The following is a 17,662-nucleotide window of genomic DNA, read 5'->3' as shown; positions in this document are numbered from 1 at the left end:
CCGCTTACCCCGGCGTTTTCTCCATCACCCGCCATGTCAGGGCCGCGTCGGACTGGCCTGAGAAATCCTCGGCCAGCGTGCGCATCTGGGCGTGATGGGGAGATTTGATGCAGACCGGATCGGTCGCCGCCGGATCGCCGGCAATCGCCATGGCCTGACAGCGGCAGCCGCCGAAATCAATCGTCTTGCGCTCACACGAGCGGCAGGGTTCCTGCATCCAGTCGGTGCCGCGAAAGGCGTTGAAGGCGGCACCGTTGTGCCAGATTTCGGCCAAGGGACGGTCGCGGACGTTGTCGAATGTCAGCGTCTTGATGGTCTGCGCCGCGTGGCAGGGCAAGACCAGCCCATCGGGGGCCACATTGAGGCCGGTGCTGGCCCAACCGCCCATGCAGGTCTTGGGATAATCGGCGTGATAATCAGCGGGCACATAGTCGATCACCAGACGCCCCTTGAGGGCGGCGCGCGCCTCGGCGACGATGCGGCTGGCCTCGCGGGCCTGGGCGCGGTCGGGCATGAGCGCGCCGCGATTGAGCATGGCCCAGCCGTGGAATTGCACGGTTGCCACTTCGATCCGGCGCGCGCCCATGTCCTGCGCCATCTCGATAGCGCGGGGCAGTTGGTGCATGTTGCCGCGATGCATGACGAAATTGAGCGTGAGCGGAAAGCCGATGGCGGCGATCCATTTGGCCACCTGCATCTTGCGGTCAAAGCCGCCCTTGTAGCCGCCGATACGGTCGGCCATTTCGGCATCGGTGCCTTGGAGTGAAAGCTGGATATGGTCGAGGCCAGCGGCGTCGAGCGCAGCCAGACGTTTCTCGGTCAGGCCGATGCCGGAGGTGATGAGGTTGGTATAGAGGCCTGCGTCACGGGCGGCTGTCACCAGCTCTTCGAGATCGCGGCGCGAGGCGGGTTCGCCCCCCGAAAGGTGGAGTTGCAGCACGCCCAGATCGGCGGCCTGTTGAAAGACCGAGATCCAGTCGGCGGTGCCAAGTTCGGTTTCCCGCGCGGTCAATTCCACCGGGTTGGAGCAATAGGGACAGGAGAGCGGGCAGCGATGGGTGAGTTCGGCCAGCATGGCGATGGGGGGATTGGCCATGGCTATGTGACCTCCAGAAAGCGGCGCTCGGCGAGGCCGGTCAGGAACTCGTCGCTGTCGCGGGTGACGTCGTCAAGCGGCGCGTTGAAGGTGGCGGCGAGATCGGCGGTGAGCGCGCCAAAGCTCTGCGCCCCGTCCACCCGGCTGAGGATGGCGTGACCGATGGGGTCGAGCCGGACGGCGCGTTCGGGGGCCAGAAGCACCCAATCCTTGCGCACGCGGTCATAGTGCAGGCGCACGCCGCGCGGCAGGTGGGGGATCGCGTCAGGGGTCATGCCGCGCCTTTGGCGAGCAGTCCCTCGCCCGGTTGCCATGCGCCGGGCGGGATGCGGGCAGGATCGACATAGGCGGAATGGAGCGCGTCAAGCTGCGACCAGAGCACATCGGTTTTGAAGGTCAGCGCGGCGGCGGCGGCGTCCTGTTTCTCGGCGGTATCGGCACGGTCGAGCACCCATTTGAGACCAAAGGCCACATCCTTGGGCGCCTCTTTCAGGCGGTTGCGGAAATAGGCGAGGCTAGAGTCATCGGCAAAGGCGTAATTGGCCAAGAGCCCCTCGATCCGCTCGGCGTGGATCTTGGGCGCGAAGAGCTCTGTGAGCGAGGCCGCGACAGCCTCGAGCAGCGGTTTTTCGCGGACAAAGGCGACATAGGCATCGACGGCAAAGCGGGTGGCGGGCAGCACGCCCTGCGCGGAGGCCACATAGTCGGGATCGAGGCCGACCGCTTGGGCAAGGCGCAGCCAGCGGCGAATCCCGCCCTCGTTTTCGGCGGTGCCATCGTGATCCTCGATCCGCGAGCGCCAGATGCGGCGCAGGTCGGCATCCTCGACCCGGCTGAGAAAGGCGGCATCCTTCATCGGGATGCGGGATTGGTAATAGTAGCGGTTGATGACCCATGCGCGGACCTGATCGGGGGTGCATTGGCCGCCATGCAACAGGTGATGGAACGGGTGGCGGTCATGGTAGCGCTCTGCCCCGATCTGGCGCAGGCGGGCTTCAAACGCGTCGCGGGTGGCGGTCATAGCGTGATCTCCATGCCATCCTGTCCGATGATCCAGTCAGACGATTCGGCCTCGGCGCGTTCGGGGGCATCGGGGCGCAGGACAGGGTTCGAGTTGTTCATATGGATGTAGATTTTGCGCCCGATCCCGAGAGCGCGCAAGGCGGCAATGGAGCCATCCGGGCCGCTCATCGAGATATGGCCCATGCGCCGCCCGGTTTTCTGGCTGAGGCCCATGGTGATCATCTCGTCATCGCGCCAGAGGGTGCCGTCGAAGAACACCATGTCAGCATCGCGTAGGCGGGTGGCGAGCCGGTCGGTGACAGTGGCGCAGCCGGGAATGTAGAAGATGTTGCGCCCCTCGGCCTGAAGATGCACGCCGGTGGTCTGTTCGCCCTCAAGATCGGTTTGCACGGTTTCGCCCTCCATGTAGAGCGGCACCTTGCCTGGGACGGCAAAGAGCGTGGCGGTGAGGCCGGGCAGGAGGGTCACAGGCTGATCGAGCGCGATAGAAACGCGCGGCACGCGGGCGGCATCTACGGCCTGCATCAAGGGGTTGGCGGCCAGAACGCCGTGGATTTCGCCGGTGGCGTAGAGGGTGAAGGGCTGCCCTTCCCGCAGGCTGAGAAGCCCCGCGACATGGTCGATATCGCCATTGGTGAGCAGCACGCCCGCGATGGGTGTATCGCGCAGGCTACGCGGATGCAGCGCCGGATTGGCGGAAATCTGCGCGCGAATGTCGGGGGAGGCGTTGAGAATCACCCACGAGGTACCATCCATCGTGATGGCCAATGAGGATTGGGTCGATGCGGGTATCGTGCCACCACGCGCGAGATTGCAATTCTCGCAGCCACAGTTCCACTGTGGCAGACCGCCGCCGGCCGCAGCACCCAGTATCAGAGCCTTAAACACCTGTTACCTCGCTGCAGCCGAACGGGTCGTTTAGAACAGGACGCCGTCGCCTTCTTCGGCGGGGCCGTACATGTTGATTTCCATTCCGCAGTTCAGTTCACGTAGAACCGGCTTGCTCCATGCCATAGTCTATCCTCCTCTTAGATCAGTGCAGATAGGGTGATTAGATATTCCGATCCCGCACATGTCAACTTTGGCATGGTCGTAGAGCCCTACGACTTTAGTGCAATCCAAGGATGAAAGGGTTGTGTCCGGGGCTGGACCTGAGTGACACTGAGATCATATCTGAGCATATGGCGGGGGCCCTCGTCAGACTGCGGGAGAATGACCATGATCGAGCTGTTGTTTTTGGCCTGTCTGGCGCGTCAACCAGAGGTCTGTGAGGAACGGGCGTTCCAATATACTGACCGAAGCGCGCAAAGATGCATGGCTGAGGCAATTCCGGAGTTGAGCAAATGGGCGTCGACACATCCAAGATGGCGCATTGCGCGCTGGTCCTGCCAGCCGCTGGGCGGGGCACGGTTGCGGGCCTGATGCGGGGCATGACAGGGTTTTTTCTGAGCCTGATGCTGGCGGCGGCACCGGTCGTGGCGGGCACGGCGCATGAGGGGTATGACCTTATCTTTCGCACCGGCACGCTGGCGGCCTTTGCGCCGGGCGATGCGCTGCAGTATCAGAGCGAGACGGTGAATGAGGCCACGCCACCCGAGACACAGGGTGCGCAGGCCTATGACCTGCGGATCGAAGAGGGCGGCACCGCGCGGCTGATGCAGGTCCTGGACGCGGGCCAACAGCCGGTGGCGGGGTTTGACGCGAGCGTCGGAAATCCGATGGCGATGTTCTTTCTCGAACGGCTGGTGCGCGATCTGGCGCAGGCGACAGGGGGCAGCACATTCTATATCCGCAACCGGATCAAGGAGTCGCTCTTGGCGCCGGTGGGGATTGCTCCGGTAGAGGTGAGTTGGGCCGGGGAGAGCCATGCCGCGCAGGAGGTGGTGCTGGCGCCCTTTGTCGGCGATGAGAATGCCGCGCGGCTGGGGCCGTTTTCCGAATTGCGGGTGGTGTTCGATGTCTCAGAAGCCGTGCCCGGCTGGTATCATTCGATGCGCGCCGAAACGCCGGAGCGCGACACTGGCGGGCGCTATTTCACCTCGACGCTGACGCTGAGGGAGGCTGTGGAATGAAGTCTCTGACGGTCCTGCTGTGTCTCTTGCCCGGCATGGCGCTGGCGCAAAGCGTGGCGGAGCAACTCAACGACTATCCCACTGAGGCGCGGGCGGATTATGTCTTTGGCTGCATGGCGGCGAATGGCAATACGCGCGAGATGCTGCGGCGCTGCGCCTGTTCCATCGACGAGATTGCGGCGATCCTGCCGTATAAGGATTATGTGTCGGCTGAGACGGTTCTGGCGCTGCGCCAAGGTCATGGCGAGCGGATGTCGATGTTCAAGGCGGGGCCGGTGAGCGAGGGCATTGTCGCCGACCTGCGCCGGGCGCAGGCGGAGGCCGAGATCGTCTGTTTCAAGTGACGCGGATCAGGACGCGCTGGCCTTGGGCAGCACCTCTTCAAAGACATTGCCCTCGGTATCCTCGGCCCGGATGCGCAGATCAGGCGTGCCGTTGTCAGTATAGCTGAAGCGAAAGACCGGGTCCTCGGAAATCGAAATGCCGCCTGTCAGGGAAAAGAGCATCTCATCCCCTTGCCAGACGGTCAGATCCTGAATGAAATGCGCAGGCACGAATAGCTGGGTGATCTGGTCGCGTTGCAGGCCCGAGTAATTGGGATGGCGGATCATCAACTGCGCGTCGCGGCGGCTGCCGATCTGAACCGGGGCGGTATCGAAATGGCGCAGGCGCATTTCGCCCATATGGGCAAGCGCCACCTCGGGATCACGGGTGGCGGGGGCGGCACAGCCACCGGCGGCCTTGACGAAACGCCCGTCGATATAGCTGGCGCTGGCGGTTTCGGCGACCACGCGCAGGTTGGAATAGGCGTTGACCCGCACGCGTGTCTCAAAGCTGAGCGGGGCCATGGCGGGGCCAAAGGTGATTTCGGCGGCAAGGGGGGCGGGGTTTTCATCGACCACGATCTTGAGCGTGGTGATCGGCCCCACGCTCTGATCGGTTTGGGTGACGACGACGGGCACGGTGGCGGCGTCATGCGCTCGGTAGGGCGCATCAACCGCAAAGATCGCACCGGGGCTGAGCGCCTTGCTTGGGTCGAGAATGTCGGCGCGCAAATAGTCCCATGTCTCGCCGTCTTGCAGCGGATTGCGCGGCTCTTCGGCCATCGCTGCGGTGCCGAGCGTGAGGCTCAGGCAAAGGGCGGTCAGGAGAAATCGGGTCATCGGCACCTCCGGATCGGGCATACTCGCACCATTGGACAATAGCACAGATCCCGCGCAAATTGTATCAACCTTTGGTAGCAGTTTTGCGAGGGGTCCGAGATGTTCGAGATCGTGCTGAGTCTGTGTCTGGTGGCCAACCCCGAGACGTGCGAGACGCGGCTTTTGCCGGTGGGCGCGGCGGATTGTGCGCAGGCACTGGCGCGGGCCGAGGAGATCGCGCCGGACTGGGGCGCTGCGCTGCGGGCGAGTGCGTTTGACTGCGTGGCGCGACCCGAGAGCGGGCGTGTGTTCGAGGAGGCCGCGCCGGGCGTCTATGTGCATCGCGGGCAGGTGGAAGATGTGACGCCGGACAATCTGGGCGATGTCGCCAATATCGGATTCATTATCGGCGATGACAGCGTCGCGGTGATTGACGCCGGAGGCAGTCGCGCGGTTGGCGAGGCGGTTTATCTGGCGGTGCGGCAGGTCACGGACAAACCGATCACGCATATGATCCTGACGCATATGCACCCCGATCATGTGATGGGGGCAGCGGTCATGGTTGAGGCGGGCGCGCAGACCCTTGGGCATCGCAAGCTGGGGCAGGCGCTGGCGGCGCGGGCCGAGACCTATGAGAGCAGCTTTGCTCGGCTCATGGGGGCGGGGTTCATCGGCAGCCGGGTGCCGGAGGTGGGCGAGGGGATCGGTGAGCGTGCCGAGGTCGATCTGGGGGGCCGTGTGCTGGATCTGGTGGCGTGGGAAACGGCGCATAGCGAGAGCGATGTGACGGTGTTCGACCGGCAGACGGGCACGCTCTTTACCGGCGATCTGGTGTTTGACGAGCACAGCCCCGCGCTTGATGGCTCGGTTCTGGGCTGGTTGCGGGTGCTCGAGGCAATGGGCACGCCTGCGCCTGCGCGCATCGTGCCGGGGCATGGCGGGCCGGTGCTGGACTGGCCTGAAGGGGCCGTGGATCTGCGGCGCTATCTGGAGGTTTTGCGCGACGAGACGCGGGTGGCGGTGTCGCAGGGGCTGCGGTTGGGCGAGGCGATTGAGACGGTCGGTCAAGGCGAGGCGGGACGCTGGGCGCTCTTTGACCTCTTTCACAAACGCAACGTGACGGCGGCCTTTACGGAATTGGAGTGGGAATAGGCCCGCGTCGGTGTAGCGGTTCGGCGCGGTTTGCACCGCGTCTGCCGCAATTTTAATCGGCTCGCACCTTATCTTGCGGCGGCGCAGGTTTTTCAGCCTGTCATAAATTTTACCAATTGATAAAATTTAGAATCGTGGAATACTGATCCTCAGCCATCCTTGACCGGAGAACGCCATGAGAGATCGCCAACTCGCCCCCGGTATCGTCGCAGGCCGGATTGATGCCGCCGCCTTGCAGGGAAATTTCACCGATCTGCATCCCCCGCTTGATGATCACGAGGCGTTGGTGGCGGCGGATCGCTGTTATTTCTGCCACGATGCGCCCTGCATTACCGCCTGTCCCACGTCGATCGACATTCCGCTCTTTATCCGGCAGATCGCCACCGGCACGCCCGAGGCTGCGGCCAAGACGATCCTGAGCCAGAACATCCTTGGTGGCATGTGCGCCCGCGTTTGCCCCACGGAAACGCTGTGTGAAGAGGCCTGCGTGCGCGAGGCGGCTGAGGGGCAGCCGGTGCTGATCGGGCGGTTGCAGCGCTATGCCACGGATACGCTGATGGACAAGGGCGTGCATCCCTTTAGCCGCGCGGCCCCGACAGGGCGGCGCGTGGCGGTGGTGGGCGCCGGGCCTGCGGGTCTTGCCTGTGCGCACCGTCTGGCGATGAAAGGCCATGACGTCACGCTCTATGATGGGCGGTCCAAGCCCGGTGGTCTCAATGAATTCGGCATCGCGGCTTATAAGAGCACCGACAGTTTCGCCGCGCGCGAGGTCGCGTGGCTGATGCAGATCGGCGGGATCACTCTGGCCACCGGGCAGCGTCTGGGGCGGGAAATCACGCTGGCAGAACTGCAAGAGGATCACGATGCGGTCTTTCTGGGCATCGGGCTGGGCGGGGTCAATGCGCTGGGTCTGAGCGGCGAGGACCGCGAGGGGATGCGTGATGCGGTGGATTTCATAGCCGACCTGCGGCAGGCCGAGGATCTGGCGCAACTGCCCGTCGGGCGCGATGTGGTGGTGATCGGGGGCGGCATGACGGCGGTCGACGCGGCCGTGCAGGCCAAACTCTTGGGCGCGCTCAATGTCACGCTGGTTTACCGGCGCGGGCGCGACCGGATGAATGCCAGCCGCTATGAACAGGATCTTGCGGCCTCCAAGGGGGTGCGGATCGTGACCAATGCCACGCCCATTGCGGTGCATGGTAATGGGGCTGTGCGCGAGGTGGAGTTTGAGTATAGCGATGATGATCTGAAACCCACGGGCGAACGGTTCCGGCTTGCTGCTGATCAAGTGTTCAAGGCGATTGGTCAGACGCTTGAGGGGGCCGATTTGCCCGTGCTCGACGGGCGCAAGATCGCCGTCACCGGGGCCGGGCGCACGTCGTTGCCCGGTGTCTGGGCCGGGGGCGATTGCGCGGCGGGGGGCGATGACCTGACTGTGACGGCGGTGGCCCAAGGGCGCGACGCCGCCGAAGACATCCACGCAACCCTGATGGCGTGACATCCCGTCCCGGGCCTGACCCGGGACCCTGACCCGCGAGAGGCCCCGGATCAAGTCCGGGGCGGGTATCGGACAACATCAATGGAGGGCTGAACCATGGCGGACCTGACAACCACTTTCATCGGCATCACATCGCCCAACCCGTTCTGGCTGGCCTCGGCCCCGCCGACGGACAAGGAATATAACGTCCGCCGCGCGTTCGAGGCCGGGTGGGGCGGGGTCGTGTGGAAGACCTTGGGCGAGTCGGGACCGCCGGTGGTCAATGTGAACGGGCCGCGCTATGGCGCGATTTATGGGGCGGATCGGCGTCTCTTGGGGCTGAACAATATCGAGTTGATCACGGATCGCCCGCTGGAGGTGAACCTGGAAGAGATGCGCCGGGTCAAGCGCGACTGGCCGGACCGCGCGCTGATTGCGAGCCTCATGGTGCCGGTCAATGAGGACGCCTGGCGCGAGATATTGCACCGGGTCGAGGATACCGGCTGTGACGGGGTCGAGCTGAATTTCGGCTGTCCGCATGGCATGAGCGAGCGCGGCATGGGCAGCGCCGTGGGGCAGGTGCCGGAATATGTGGGGCAGGTGGCCTATTGGTGCAAGAAACACTCGAACCTGCCGGTGATCGTAAAGCTGACGCCCAATATCACCGATATTCGCAAGCCCGCGCAGGCCGCCAAGGAGGGCGGTGCCGATGCCGTGAGCCTGATCAACACGATCAATTCGATCACGAGCGTTGATCTCGATCTCTTTGCGCCGGAGCCCACGATTGACGGGCAGGGTGCGCATGGCGGCTATTGCGGGCCTGCGGTGAAACCCATCGCGCTCAACATGGTGGCCGAGATTGCGCGCGATCCGGCCACGGCGGGCCTGCCGATCAGCGGTATCGGCGGTGTCACCACATGGCGCGATGCGGCGGAGTTTATGGCGCTGGGCGCCGGTAATGTGCAGGTCTGCACGGCGGCGATGACCTATGGGTTCAAGATCGTGCAGGAAATGATCTCGGGCCTGTCGCAATATATGGATGACAAGGGGTTCACGTCGGTGGACCAACTGGTCGGGCGCGCCGTGCCGAATGTGGTGAATTGGAAGGATCTCAACCTCAATTACGTGACAAAGGCCAAGATCAATCAGGACGATTGCATCAAATGCGGGCGCTGCTATGCCGCCTGCGAGGATACCAGCCATCAGGCGATTGCGATGTCCGAGGATCGGGTCTTTACCGTCAAGGATGACGAGTGCGTCGCCTGTAACCTCTGCGTCAATGTCTGCCCGATCGAGGGCTGTATCACGATGGAGCGGATGGCGGCGGGTATGGTCGATCCGCGCACCGGCGAGGTGGTGCGGGAGGAGTATGCCAACTGGACAACCCACCCCAACAATCCGGGGCGCTGTGCGGCGGAATAGGCGGGGAGATCAGATCAGACCGCCTGTCACCGGCGCGCGGCTATGGCGTGCGGCGCGGCGGATGGCGCGGCGGTAGAGATAGCGCGCCCAAAGCTGCGTGAGGGGCCTGCGCTCTGGTGGCTCTGTGACGAGCGAAACGCCGGACGGGTAGATCGCGGCGGGGCGCAGGCGGGTGTGCCAATGGCTCTGGATCAGGCTATCCACCGGACGGTCGAAGGTCTCGGTCAGGCTGAGCAGATGGGCGGCGGCGTCACGACCGACCATCTGCGCCGTGCTGCGCAGCCCGCTGACCACGGGCAGGCTGAGCGCGCAGCCGCCATTGGTGTCGATCAGTCGGGCGGGTCCGCGCAGGGTTTGCGTCTGGAACTGGATATAACCCAGATCGTCGATCTGCGCCCGCGCCAGAGCGAGGGCGCGCGCGAAAACCACGGGATCAATCGATGCGTCATCCTCGAAGATCAGCCCATAGTCGAGATCACGCCGGACAATCTCGGCCCAGATCTGGCGATGGCTGAGAAAGCAGCCGATCTGGCTGGTTTTGAGCGCGAAGGGATAAGGGGGCGCGAAAATGCCCGCTCCGACCGTCGCGGAAAGCTCGTTGGAGGACAGGCTCGATCCATCGACGGCGGACCAGATTTCGCCCTCCAGCCCGCAGGAGGCGAGAAGGGCGCGCGCCGCCTCGCGCCGCGCACTGGCGCGCGGCAGGTGCAAGACGAACGCGCGCCCGGTCACGCGGTCAGGCGCCGGGGGTCCAGCCCGAGACGGATTTGACCTCGAGGAAATCCTCGATGCCCCATTTACCGCCTTCGCGCCCGTGGCCCGATTGTTTCATGCCGCCAAAGGGCGAGCCAGCGCCGCGCGATTGGCCGTTCATTTCCACCATGCCAGAGCGCAGGGCGCGCGCCAGCCGGTTGGCCCGTGCCGGATCGCCGGTCTGGACATAGTTGGTCAGGCCGTAGGGCGTGTCATTGGCGATGCGGATGCCGTCCTCTTCGGTGTCGAAAGGGATGATCGACAGGACTGGGCCAAAGATTTCCTCGCGCGCGATGGTCATCTCGTTGGTGACATCGGCAAAGACCGTGGGTTTCACGTAAAAGCCCCGGTTGAGCCCGTCAGGCCGCCCGGTGCCGCCCGCAACAAGCCGTGCGCCTTCGTCGATGCCCTTTTGGATGAGGTCCTGAATCTTGTTGAACTGCACCTCATTGACCACCGGGCCGATATGGCGACCGGCCTCGCTTGCGGGGCCGACGGTAATGGCATTTGCGGTTTCGGCGGCGATTTCAACGGCTTGGTCGTAAATCTCGCGCTGCACCAGCATCCGGGTGGGCGCGTTGCAGGATTGGCCGGTGTTGTTCATGCAGCGGATCACGCCGCGCTTGACCGCCTTGTCATCGGCATCGGCAAAGATCAGGTTGGCCCCCTTGCCGCCCAACTCGAGGCTCACGCGCTTGAGCGTGTCGGCGGCGGATTTGGAGATGATGCGCCCGGCGCGCGAGGAGCCGGTAAAGCTGATCATGTCCACATCGGGATGCGCGGTCAGTTGGCTGCCGACGCCCACACCATCGCCGTTGACGAGGTTGAACACGCCCTTGGGCAGGCCTGCGGCATCGACGATCTCGGCAAAGATCACGGCGTTGAGCGGCGATTCCTCGGACGGTTTCAGAATCATGGTGCAGCCCGCGACCAGACCCGCGATCACCTTGAGCGTGACCTGATTCATCGGCCAGTTCCAGGGCGTGATCATGCCGACAACGCCCACCGCCTCGTGAATGATGCGGTCATTCGGGGCGTGATCGCCAAGCGGTTCGTCAAAGGCGAAATCGCGCGCGGCGGCGATGAAATTGGCGATATGCCAGCTTCCGGCACCTACTTGCTGTTCGCGCGCCATGTCGATGGGCGCGCCCATCTCAAGGCTGATGGCCTGTGCCATATCCTCGGCACGCGCCTTGTAGGCCTCAAGAATTTTCTCTGCATAGGCAATGCGGTCCGCGGGTGGTCTGGCCATCCACGCCGGAAAGGCCGCCTTGGCGGCGGCGACGGCGGCATCGGTATCGGCCTGACCGCCCAAAGAGATCACCGCGCAGGGCTCTTCGGTCGAGGGATTGATGACCTTGTGATCTTTTGCCGCGAGGGGATTGACCCAAGCGCCATTGATGTAGAACTGACGTTTCTCGATCATGGTATTGACCTCCAGTGATTTGGCGGCACTCTGTCAGGGGTTATGCCGACCTGCAAGGTTGGAAACCAGCGGGGCGCGGTAATTTGATCAAATTGCCGCCGACGACTGAAACAACACGAGAAAGGATGCTGCTATGGGCCTTCGAATCAATGATGTAATCCCCGATTTGACGGTGGAAACCGATTTGGGCACGATTTCCCTGCACGAGTGGATCGGGGACAGTTGGGCGATTCTGTTTTCTCACCCCAAGGATTTTACTCCCGTTTGCACCACCGAGTTTGGCGCTGTGGCGCGCTTGGCCGAGGAATGGGAGACGCGGGGCTGCAAGGTGATCGGCGTCTCGGTCGATGGGGTCGAGGACCATCGCAAGTGGAAGGGCGATATCGAGAAGGTGGGCGGAAGCGCCGCACGGTTCCCGATCATTGCCGATGCGGGGCTGGTTGTGTCCAAGGCGTTCGACATGCTGCCCGCCGAGGCCTATCTGCCCGATGGGCGCACGCCCAATGACAGTGCCACGGTGCGCTCGGTCTTTATCATCGGGCCGGACAAGCAGTTGAAGCTGAGTATGACCTATCCGATGACGGTGGGGCGCAATTTCGCGGAAGTTCTGCGCGCGCTGGATGCGCTCCAGACCACGTCGCGCAATGGCGTGGCGACACCGGCGGATTGGACTGTGGGGCAGGACGTCATCATCCCGGCCAGCCTGAGCGATGCGGAGGCAGAGGCCAAGTTCGGCAGCTTTGAGAAGGTGTTGCCGTATCTGCGCAAGACCAGTCTGAAGGGGTAGGTTTGGTTTGAGGGAGGCTTAGCGCCGCGCGGAACAAGGCGCGGTAGCGCCGCCGCGCGGATCGCTGGGCCGTCCGGCGGACCAGCGATTTTGAGAGCAAGCGCATCGCTCAGAGGTCGTACGGATTTGGCAGACATAAAGTGGCATCCAAGACCGTTGCTTCGCTAGTCCCCGGCCCAGCGACCGCGCGGCTCGTCACTTGGGATGAAACTCTCACCCCAGCCGCTGAAACACCGCCATTTGGCTTGCCCCGCCCAAGGCGGGGTGGGTTTCGCCGATGTCGTGGCGGGTGACGGTGTAGCCGTGGCGTGCCGCCACGCCTTCGGCCCAGCCCTTGAACCGGGCACGGTCCCATTCGAAATGATGCCCCGGATGGCGAAACCGGTGCGCGGGCACGCCCAGCACCGGGTTGAAGTCCGCATTGGGCGTGGTCACGATCACATGGCCGGGGTGCATATCGGCAAAGAGCGCGCGTTCCAGCCGGTTGAGATCGGCAAGGGGCAGATGTTCGATGGTTTCAACGAGGCACGCGCAGTCATAGCCGCGCAGGTTGGCATGTGCGGCGGTCATGGATGCCTGCGCCAGTTGCACCTTGGTCCGCGCCTCGGGGGGCAGGTCCGCCAGCCGTGCCTGTGCGTCGCGCAGCGAGGCCAGATCAATGTCGATCCCGGTCAGACGGGTGAGGCCGGGCAAGAGCGCCAGACGCAAGAGCAGATCGCCCGCGCCGCAGCCCAGATCAAGAAGCGTGTGCGCGCCCGTGTCGCGCACGGCGGCGCAGACGGCCCGGAGGCGTGCGTCATGCAGGGCGGTGGTCATGGCGGGCCTCTCGGCTTGGCGACGTTGCGGAGCGCTGTGCCATGCATCCCGCGCAAAGACCAGAGCCGTGCGGGTCTGCATGCCCCATGGACAGGCTGACATGATTTGCCTAAGCCTTGGCATCAGAGAGAACGAGGATGCCATGGCGCGGCGCAAACCCTTTGAGATCGGTGGAGTTTCTGTAGACGCGGGCACGCGGACGCGGGTCGATATTCCCGTGAGCACCCTGTCCAATCACACGCCGGTCAATCTCTCGGTTGAGGTGATCCATGGGCGGCGCGGCGGACCGGTGCTGTTTGTGTCGGCGGCCATTCACGGCGACGAAGTGATCGGGGTCGAGATCATGCGTCGCCTGCTCAAGGCGGCACCGCTCACCTCGATAGCGGGCACGCTCTTGGCTGTGCCGATCGTCAACACCTTTGGATTTCTCAATCACAAACGTTATTTGCCGGACCGGCGCGATCTCAACCGGGTATTTCCGGGGGTGAGCGAAGGCTCGATGGCCTCGCAACTGGCGCATATTTTCATGGATCAAGTGGTGCGCCGGGCCGATGTTGGGATCGATCTGCATTCGGCGGCGATTCACCGCACCAACCTGCCGCAGATCCGGCTGACGCCGGGCAATGCGCGGCTGGAGGAGTTGGGCCGCGCCTTTGGCGCGCCGGTGATGATGGAGTCGAAGCTGCGCGACGGCTCCTTGCGGATGGCTGCCGAGCAGGCGGGTGTTGACGTGCTGCTCTATGAGGGGGGCGAGGGGCTCCGGTTTGACGAATTCGCGGCACGGGCGGGGGTGAGCGGTATCCTGCGGGTGATGCAGCATCTGGGCATGATTGGCGCCAAGGGCGTGCCGCGTGCGCGCGGTGTGCCGATCCGCGCCGCGCGCTCGCGCTGGTATCGCGCGCCGCGCGGCGGGCTCTTCCGGGGCTATCTGGCGGTGGGCGACGCGGTGCAGCCGGGCACCGTGCTTGGGGCGGTGGCCAATGCCTTTGGCGATGTCGAGACCGAGGTGGTGGCCGATGTGACCGGGATCATCATCGGGCGCACCAACCTGCCGGTGGTCTATGAGGGCGACGCACTCTGCCATGTGGCGGAAACGCCGCGCGCCGAGGCGGCGGCGGGGGGCATCAGCGCCCATCTCGAGGCGGCGGCGCTGTTTGACGAGGACGAGATCATCTGAGTGGCACCGCCGCGTTGCGGGGCGGCGGATTTGAGTATTTGCACCAAGAAGAAGCGCAAGGCGGTTTGGACTCTCTCAGTCTTGGGGCCAGTCGTTGATGATCTGCATCGCCTCATCCGCCGTTTCGACGAATTGGAAGAGGTCGAGATCCTCGGCGCTGATTGTGCCGGCCTCGGAGAGCGCCTCCCAATTGATGATGGTTCGCCAGAAGGCGGCACCGAAGAGCAGGAAGGGCACGCGCTTCATCCGGTCGGTCTGAATGAGGGTCAGCGCCTCGAACATCTCATCGAGCGTGCCAAAACCGCCGGGAAAGACGCAGATGGCGCGGGCACGCATCAGGAAATGCATCTTGCGGATGGCGAAATAGTGAAAGTTGAAGCACAGGCCGGGGGTGACATATTCATTTGGGGCCTGTTCATGCGGCAGCACGATATTGAGGCCGATCGAGGCGCCGCCCGCATCCGCAGCACCACGATTGCCCGCCTCCATCACCCCCGGACCGCCGCCGGTGGCAATGACATAGTCGCGCCCGTCGGCGGCCATGGATTTTTCCGTCATCAGCCGCGCGAATTTGCGGGCCTCGTCGTAATAGGACGAGAGATCCGCGAGCGTCTTGGTGCGCGCCGTGTGCTTTTGCGACGGTTCGGGAATGCGCGCGCCACCAAAGAGCACGACGGTGCTCTGGATGCCGTGCTCGTTCAGGGCCATTTCGGGCTTTAGCAGTTCGAGTTGCAGCCGCACGGGGCGCAATTCATCGCGGCACATGAAATCGGGATCGGCAAAGGCCAGACGATAGGCAGGGGCGCGGGTCTGGGGCGTATCGGGCACCTGTTCGGCGGTGGACCGGTCGGAACCGGCATCGCGGAACTGGCTGAGGCGGTCGTCTTTCATTGCGGGCGATCCTTGCTTGGGTCTTGGAGTTCAGGAGTATAGGGTTTGGCCGATCAAGAAAAGCCAAAGAGGTGTGAGCGATGGGATGGCAAAGGCGGATTTCCGAGGCGGGGGCGCGCAGTGCCGCGCATGTGCGGCGCACGCCGGTGATGCAGGCCGAGGTGGGGGGAGTCTCTGTCGCGCTCAAACTGGAGCAGATGCAGCACACCGGCAGTTTCAAGGCGCGCGGCGCGTTCAACACGCTCTTGCAGGCGGCGGTGCCGGAGGCCGGGATTGTCGCAGCCTCGGGGGGCAATCACGGCGCGGCGGTGGCCTATGCGGCGGCGAAATTGGGCCACCGCGCCCGGATTTACGTGCCCGAGATTGCGGGCCCGGCCAAGATTGCACTCATCCGCGCCCAAGGGGCCGATTTGCAGGTGGTTCCCGGCGCCTATGCCGAGGCGGCGGCGCGTGCCGCCGAATGGCGGGCGGCAACAGGGGCGATCGAGGTGCATCCCTATGACGCCGAGACGACCGTGGCGGGGCAGGGCACGGTGATGGCGGAATGGGAGGATCAGGGATTGAGCGCCGATACGGTGCTGATTGCCGTGGGTGGTGGCGGGCTGATCGCCGGGGCGCTGGGCTGGCTTGAAGGGCGTCGCCGCGTGGTGGCGGTCGAGCCCGAGACATCCTGCGCGCTTCATGCCGCGCTTGCGGCGGGGTCGCCGGTGGATGTCGAGGTGTCTGGCGTGGCGGCCAATGCGCTGGGCGCGCGGCGGATTGGGGATATCTGCTTTGGTCTGGCGCAGGCGCAAGGCGTGCAGAGCGTGCTGGTCCCTGATGCGGCCATTCTCGAGGCGCAGACGCTCTTGTGGCGCGAATTGCGGCAATTGGTGGAACCGGCTGGGGCCGCGGCGCTGGCGGCGCTTTTGTCGGGCGCTTATCGGCCTGCGGTGGGCGAGCGGGTGGCGGTTCTGATCTGTGGTGGCAATATCGCTCCTGATCCGTTGGCATAACCGGGAACGATCAAGGCGCGAGAGCCGGACAAGAGCGCCATGGCGGGCCGGTCCGCATGGGCCACGGCGGCCAGCGTCATCAGGACACTGGCCGCCGCAATCATGATTTCAAGCGTGCCGCGCAAGGGCGGTTAGCCTTTGCCGACGATGTTATGCTCGGGTCCGAAGGGGAAACCGGTGATATTCTCGGCCCCATCCGCGCCGATGACCAGAATGTCATGCTCGCGGTAGCCACCGGCGCCGGGCTGACCCTCGGGGATCATCACCATCGGTTCCATCGACACGACCATGCCGGGTTTCAGTACGGTGTCGATATCCTCGCGCAGTTCCACGCCCGCCTCGCGGCCATAGTAGTGGCTGAGCACGCCAAAGCTGTGGCCATAGCCAAAGGAGCGGTATTTCAGCAGGTCCCACTCGCGATACATCTCGTTGAGTTCGATCGCGATATCCATGCAGCGCGCGCCGGGCTTCATCAATTCCAGCCCGCGGCGATGCACGGCGACGTTTTTCTCCCAGATGTCGAGGCTGGCATCGTCAACGTGATCGCAGAAAAGCGTGCGCTCAAGCGCGGTATAATAGCCAAAGATCATCGGAAAGGTGTTGAGGCTGAGGATATCGCCCGATTGCACCACGCGGTTGGTCACGGGGTTGTGCGCGCCATCGGTGTTGATGCCCGACTGGAACCATGTCCAGGTGTCCATCAGTTCGACAAAGGGGAAGGATTTGGCGATTTCGCGGATCATGGCGTTTGTGCCCGCGATGGCCACCTCATGCTCGGGCACGCCCGCCTGAACCGCACCGGCCACGGCATAGCCGCCCACGTCGCAAATCCGCGCGCCTTCGGTGATGAGCTTGATCTCCTCGGCGGATTTGATGGTGCGCATCCACATCGAGGGCTGGCTCACGTCCACCAGTTCGACGCCGGGCAGCGCATCCTGCAAAAGCTGGCGATAGTCGAGCGAAACATGGTCAAACTCGATGCCGACCCGTTTGGCCCCCTTGGTCAGGCCATGCACCGCGCGATAGAAATTGTCGCGCCGCCAGTCGGTATAGGTGACATTGCTGCCAAAGGTCCGGCGCCAGGGTTGGCCGCCGTCGATCCCTGCCGAAATCGTCGTGGCGTTTTTCTGATCAATGACCATTCCGTATTTGCGGCCGAAATAGCAGTAGAGCCAGCCTGAATAATAATTGATGCAGTGATAAGAGGTGAACAGCGCCGCATCGACGTTGTTATCGGCCATCCAGACGCGCAATTCGTTCTGGCGGCGGGCCATTTCATTGTCGGAAAAGGGCGAAAATTCCTTTTCCCCGTTGTGCCATTCCGTGACGTGCAACATGTCGTCAAGCATTTGGGTCTCTCCTCACTGGCTTGGATATGCTTTCGCTACCAGCAAAGGGGCTCTGCACAAAATTAATAGGTTTGATCTGAGAAT

Annotated in this window: 19 protein-coding genes; 8 read left to right on the top strand and 11 right to left on the bottom strand. The window is 63.8% G+C overall.

Annotated features, from left to right (window positions below; translation table 11 throughout):
- Positions 1 to 4: 4 nt before the first annotated feature.
- The 5 genes from pqqE to pqqA are packed head-to-tail and all read right to left on the bottom strand — an operon-like array spanning position 5 to position 3,133.
- A complete protein-coding gene (gene pqqE, locus ACSSVY_RS09215; RefSeq protein WP_454269264.1) occupies positions 5 to 1,096 on the bottom strand; it encodes a pyrroloquinoline quinone biosynthesis protein PqqE in 1,092 nt (363 codons plus the stop codon).
- Positions 1,097 to 1,098: 2 nt separating this feature from the next.
- The gene (gene pqqD, locus ACSSVY_RS09210; protein ID WP_454269263.1) at positions 1,099 to 1,371 is read right to left on the bottom strand and encodes a pyrroloquinoline quinone biosynthesis peptide chaperone PqqD; all 273 of its coding nucleotides are present in this window, start codon (positions 1,369 to 1,371) and stop codon (positions 1,099 to 1,101) included.
- A complete protein-coding gene (pqqC, locus tag ACSSVY_RS09205; protein ID WP_454269262.1) occupies positions 1,368 to 2,117 on the bottom strand; it encodes a pyrroloquinoline-quinone synthase PqqC in 750 nt (249 codons plus the stop codon). The genes pqqD and pqqC overlap by 4 nt, the downstream gene beginning before the upstream one ends.
- On the bottom strand, positions 2,114 to 3,007 hold the full coding sequence (gene pqqB / locus ACSSVY_RS09200; protein WP_454269261.1) for a pyrroloquinoline quinone biosynthesis protein PqqB: 894 nt from the start codon (positions 3,005 to 3,007) through the stop codon (positions 2,114 to 2,116). The genes pqqC and pqqB overlap by 4 nt, the downstream gene beginning before the upstream one ends.
- Positions 3,008 to 3,037: 30 nt before the next feature.
- Positions 3,038 to 3,133 (bottom strand): pyrroloquinoline quinone precursor peptide PqqA, encoded by a 96-nt coding sequence (pqqA, locus tag ACSSVY_RS09195; RefSeq protein ID WP_037246620.1) that lies wholly within the window; start codon positions 3,131 to 3,133, stop codon positions 3,038 to 3,040.
- Between the two features lie 329 nt (positions 3,134 to 3,462).
- Here pqqA and ACSSVY_RS09190 point away from each other — a divergent pair, with 329 nt between their 5' ends.
- Positions 3,463 to 4,191 (top strand): hypothetical protein, encoded by a 729-nt coding sequence (locus ACSSVY_RS09190; RefSeq protein WP_454269260.1) that lies wholly within the window; start codon positions 3,463 to 3,465, stop codon positions 4,189 to 4,191.
- Entirely contained in the window at positions 4,188 to 4,535 is a 348-nt protein-coding gene (locus ACSSVY_RS09185) for a hypothetical protein (protein ID WP_454269259.1), read from the top strand. The genes ACSSVY_RS09190 and ACSSVY_RS09185 overlap by 4 nt, the downstream gene beginning before the upstream one ends.
- Before the next feature lie 6 nt (positions 4,536 to 4,541).
- Here the strand turns inward: ACSSVY_RS09185 and ACSSVY_RS09180 are convergent, their stop codons facing one another.
- Complete coding sequence (locus tag ACSSVY_RS09180; protein ID WP_454269258.1) at positions 4,542 to 5,375, bottom strand: quinoprotein dehydrogenase-associated SoxYZ-like carrier; 834 nt, start codon at positions 5,373 to 5,375, stop codon at positions 4,542 to 4,544.
- A 78-nt stretch (positions 5,376 to 5,453) separates the two neighbouring features.
- Here ACSSVY_RS09180 and ACSSVY_RS09175 point away from each other — a divergent pair, with 78 nt between their 5' ends.
- From ACSSVY_RS09175 to preA, 3 genes are all read left to right on the top strand, one after another.
- Positions 5,454 to 6,485, top strand: coding sequence for a quinoprotein relay system zinc metallohydrolase 2 (locus ACSSVY_RS09175; protein ID WP_454269257.1), 1,032 nt, complete (start codon positions 5,454 to 5,456; stop codon positions 6,483 to 6,485).
- 175 nt (positions 6,486 to 6,660) lie between these two features.
- Positions 6,661 to 7,983, top strand: coding sequence for an NAD(P)-dependent oxidoreductase (locus ACSSVY_RS09170; protein WP_454269256.1), 1,323 nt, complete (start codon positions 6,661 to 6,663; stop codon positions 7,981 to 7,983).
- A gap of 96 nt (positions 7,984 to 8,079) precedes the next feature.
- The gene (gene preA / locus ACSSVY_RS09165; protein WP_454269255.1) at positions 8,080 to 9,384 is read left to right on the top strand and encodes an NAD-dependent dihydropyrimidine dehydrogenase subunit PreA; all 1,305 of its coding nucleotides are present in this window, start codon (positions 8,080 to 8,082) and stop codon (positions 9,382 to 9,384) included.
- Between the two features lie 9 nt (positions 9,385 to 9,393).
- On the opposite strand, the gene ACSSVY_RS09160 is transcribed toward preA, so the two are convergent.
- A complete protein-coding gene (locus ACSSVY_RS09160; protein ID WP_454269254.1) occupies positions 9,394 to 10,116 on the bottom strand; it encodes a glycosyltransferase family 25 protein in 723 nt (240 codons plus the stop codon).
- A 4-nt stretch (positions 10,117 to 10,120) separates the two neighbouring features.
- Positions 10,121 to 11,563: an aldehyde dehydrogenase family protein gene (locus ACSSVY_RS09155; protein WP_454269253.1), complete on the bottom strand. Its 1,443-nt coding sequence runs from the start codon at positions 11,561 to 11,563 to the stop codon at positions 10,121 to 10,123.
- A 133-nt stretch (positions 11,564 to 11,696) separates the two neighbouring features.
- Here ACSSVY_RS09155 and ACSSVY_RS09150 point away from each other — a divergent pair, with 133 nt between their 5' ends.
- Complete coding sequence (locus tag ACSSVY_RS09150) at positions 11,697 to 12,350, top strand: peroxiredoxin (RefSeq protein WP_454269252.1); 654 nt, start codon at positions 11,697 to 11,699, stop codon at positions 12,348 to 12,350.
- Between the two features lie 213 nt (positions 12,351 to 12,563).
- Here ACSSVY_RS09150 and ACSSVY_RS09145 read toward each other — a convergent pair whose 3' ends face one another.
- On the bottom strand, positions 12,564 to 13,247 hold the full coding sequence (locus ACSSVY_RS09145; RefSeq protein ID WP_454269251.1) for a methyltransferase domain-containing protein: 684 nt from the start codon (positions 13,245 to 13,247) through the stop codon (positions 12,564 to 12,566).
- Positions 13,248 to 13,308: 61 nt separating this feature from the next.
- On the opposite strand from ACSSVY_RS09145, the gene ACSSVY_RS09140 reads away from it, so the two are divergent.
- On the top strand, positions 13,309 to 14,343 hold the full coding sequence (locus ACSSVY_RS09140) for a succinylglutamate desuccinylase/aspartoacylase family protein (RefSeq protein ID WP_454269372.1): 1,035 nt from the start codon (positions 13,309 to 13,311) through the stop codon (positions 14,341 to 14,343).
- A gap of 75 nt (positions 14,344 to 14,418) precedes the next feature.
- Here ACSSVY_RS09140 and ACSSVY_RS09135 read toward each other — a convergent pair whose 3' ends face one another.
- Positions 14,419 to 15,234 carry an LOG family protein gene (locus tag ACSSVY_RS09135; protein WP_454269250.1) on the bottom strand — a complete coding sequence of 272 codons (816 nt, stop codon included), beginning with the start codon at positions 15,232 to 15,234 and terminating at the stop codon, positions 14,419 to 14,421.
- An 80-nt stretch (positions 15,235 to 15,314) separates the two neighbouring features.
- Between ACSSVY_RS09135 and ACSSVY_RS09130 the strand changes: the two genes are divergently transcribed.
- Entirely contained in the window at positions 15,315 to 16,229 is a 915-nt protein-coding gene (locus ACSSVY_RS09130; RefSeq protein WP_454269249.1) for a threonine/serine dehydratase, read from the top strand.
- Between the two features lie 131 nt (positions 16,230 to 16,360).
- On the opposite strand, the gene ACSSVY_RS09125 is transcribed toward ACSSVY_RS09130, so the two are convergent.
- A complete protein-coding gene (locus tag ACSSVY_RS09125; RefSeq protein ID WP_454269248.1) occupies positions 16,361 to 17,578 on the bottom strand; it encodes a M24 family metallopeptidase in 1,218 nt (405 codons plus the stop codon).
- Positions 17,579 to 17,662: the final 84 nt, after the last annotated feature.

The organism is Roseovarius sp. MBR-51 (genome assembly GCF_053628575.1).
The sequence above is the reverse complement of the archived record's forward strand: the minus strand, read 5'-3'. Positions and strand labels throughout refer to the sequence as shown.

Excerpts from the sequence above, each read along its gene's own strand:
- ACSSVY_RS09145 (WP_454269251.1), bottom strand. The coding sequence starts at position 13,247 with ATGCAGACCCGCACGGCTCTGGTCTTTGCGCGGGATGCATGGCACAGC.
- ACSSVY_RS09135 (WP_454269250.1), bottom strand. The coding sequence starts at position 15,234 with ATGAAAGACGACCGCCTCAGCCAGTTCCGCGATGCCGGTTCCGACCGG.
- pqqA (WP_037246620.1), bottom strand. The coding sequence starts at position 3,133 with ATGGCATGGAGCAAGCCGGTTCTACGTGAACTGAACTGCGGAATGGAA.
- pqqD (WP_454269263.1), bottom strand. The coding sequence starts at position 1,371 with ATGACCCCTGACGCGATCCCCCACCTGCCGCGCGGCGTGCGCCTGCAC.
- preA (WP_454269255.1), top strand. The coding sequence starts at position 8,080 with ATGGCGGACCTGACAACCACTTTCATCGGCATCACATCGCCCAACCCG.
- ACSSVY_RS09125 (WP_454269248.1), bottom strand. The coding sequence starts at position 17,578 with ATGCTTGACGACATGTTGCACGTCACGGAATGGCACAACGGGGAAAAG.
- ACSSVY_RS09175 (WP_454269257.1), top strand. The coding sequence starts at position 5,454 with ATGTTCGAGATCGTGCTGAGTCTGTGTCTGGTGGCCAACCCCGAGACG.
- ACSSVY_RS09180 (WP_454269258.1), bottom strand. The coding sequence starts at position 5,375 with ATGCCCGATCCGGAGGTGCCGATGACCCGATTTCTCCTGACCGCCCTT.
- ACSSVY_RS09155 (WP_454269253.1), bottom strand. The coding sequence starts at position 11,563 with ATGATCGAGAAACGTCAGTTCTACATCAATGGCGCTTGGGTCAATCCC.
- ACSSVY_RS09150 (WP_454269252.1), top strand. The coding sequence starts at position 11,697 with ATGGGCCTTCGAATCAATGATGTAATCCCCGATTTGACGGTGGAAACC.
- pqqE (WP_454269264.1), bottom strand. The coding sequence starts at position 1,096 with ATGGCCAATCCCCCCATCGCCATGCTGGCCGAACTCACCCATCGCTGC.
- ACSSVY_RS09185 (WP_454269259.1), top strand. The coding sequence starts at position 4,188 with ATGAAGTCTCTGACGGTCCTGCTGTGTCTCTTGCCCGGCATGGCGCTG.
- ACSSVY_RS09130 (WP_454269249.1), top strand. The coding sequence starts at position 15,315 with ATGGGATGGCAAAGGCGGATTTCCGAGGCGGGGGCGCGCAGTGCCGCG.
- ACSSVY_RS09170 (WP_454269256.1), top strand. The coding sequence starts at position 6,661 with ATGAGAGATCGCCAACTCGCCCCCGGTATCGTCGCAGGCCGGATTGAT.
- pqqC (WP_454269262.1), bottom strand. The coding sequence starts at position 2,117 with ATGACCGCCACCCGCGACGCGTTTGAAGCCCGCCTGCGCCAGATCGGG.
- ACSSVY_RS09190 (WP_454269260.1), top strand. The coding sequence starts at position 3,463 with ATGGGCGTCGACACATCCAAGATGGCGCATTGCGCGCTGGTCCTGCCA.
- ACSSVY_RS09140 (WP_454269372.1), top strand. The coding sequence starts at position 13,309 with ATGGCGCGGCGCAAACCCTTTGAGATCGGTGGAGTTTCTGTAGACGCG.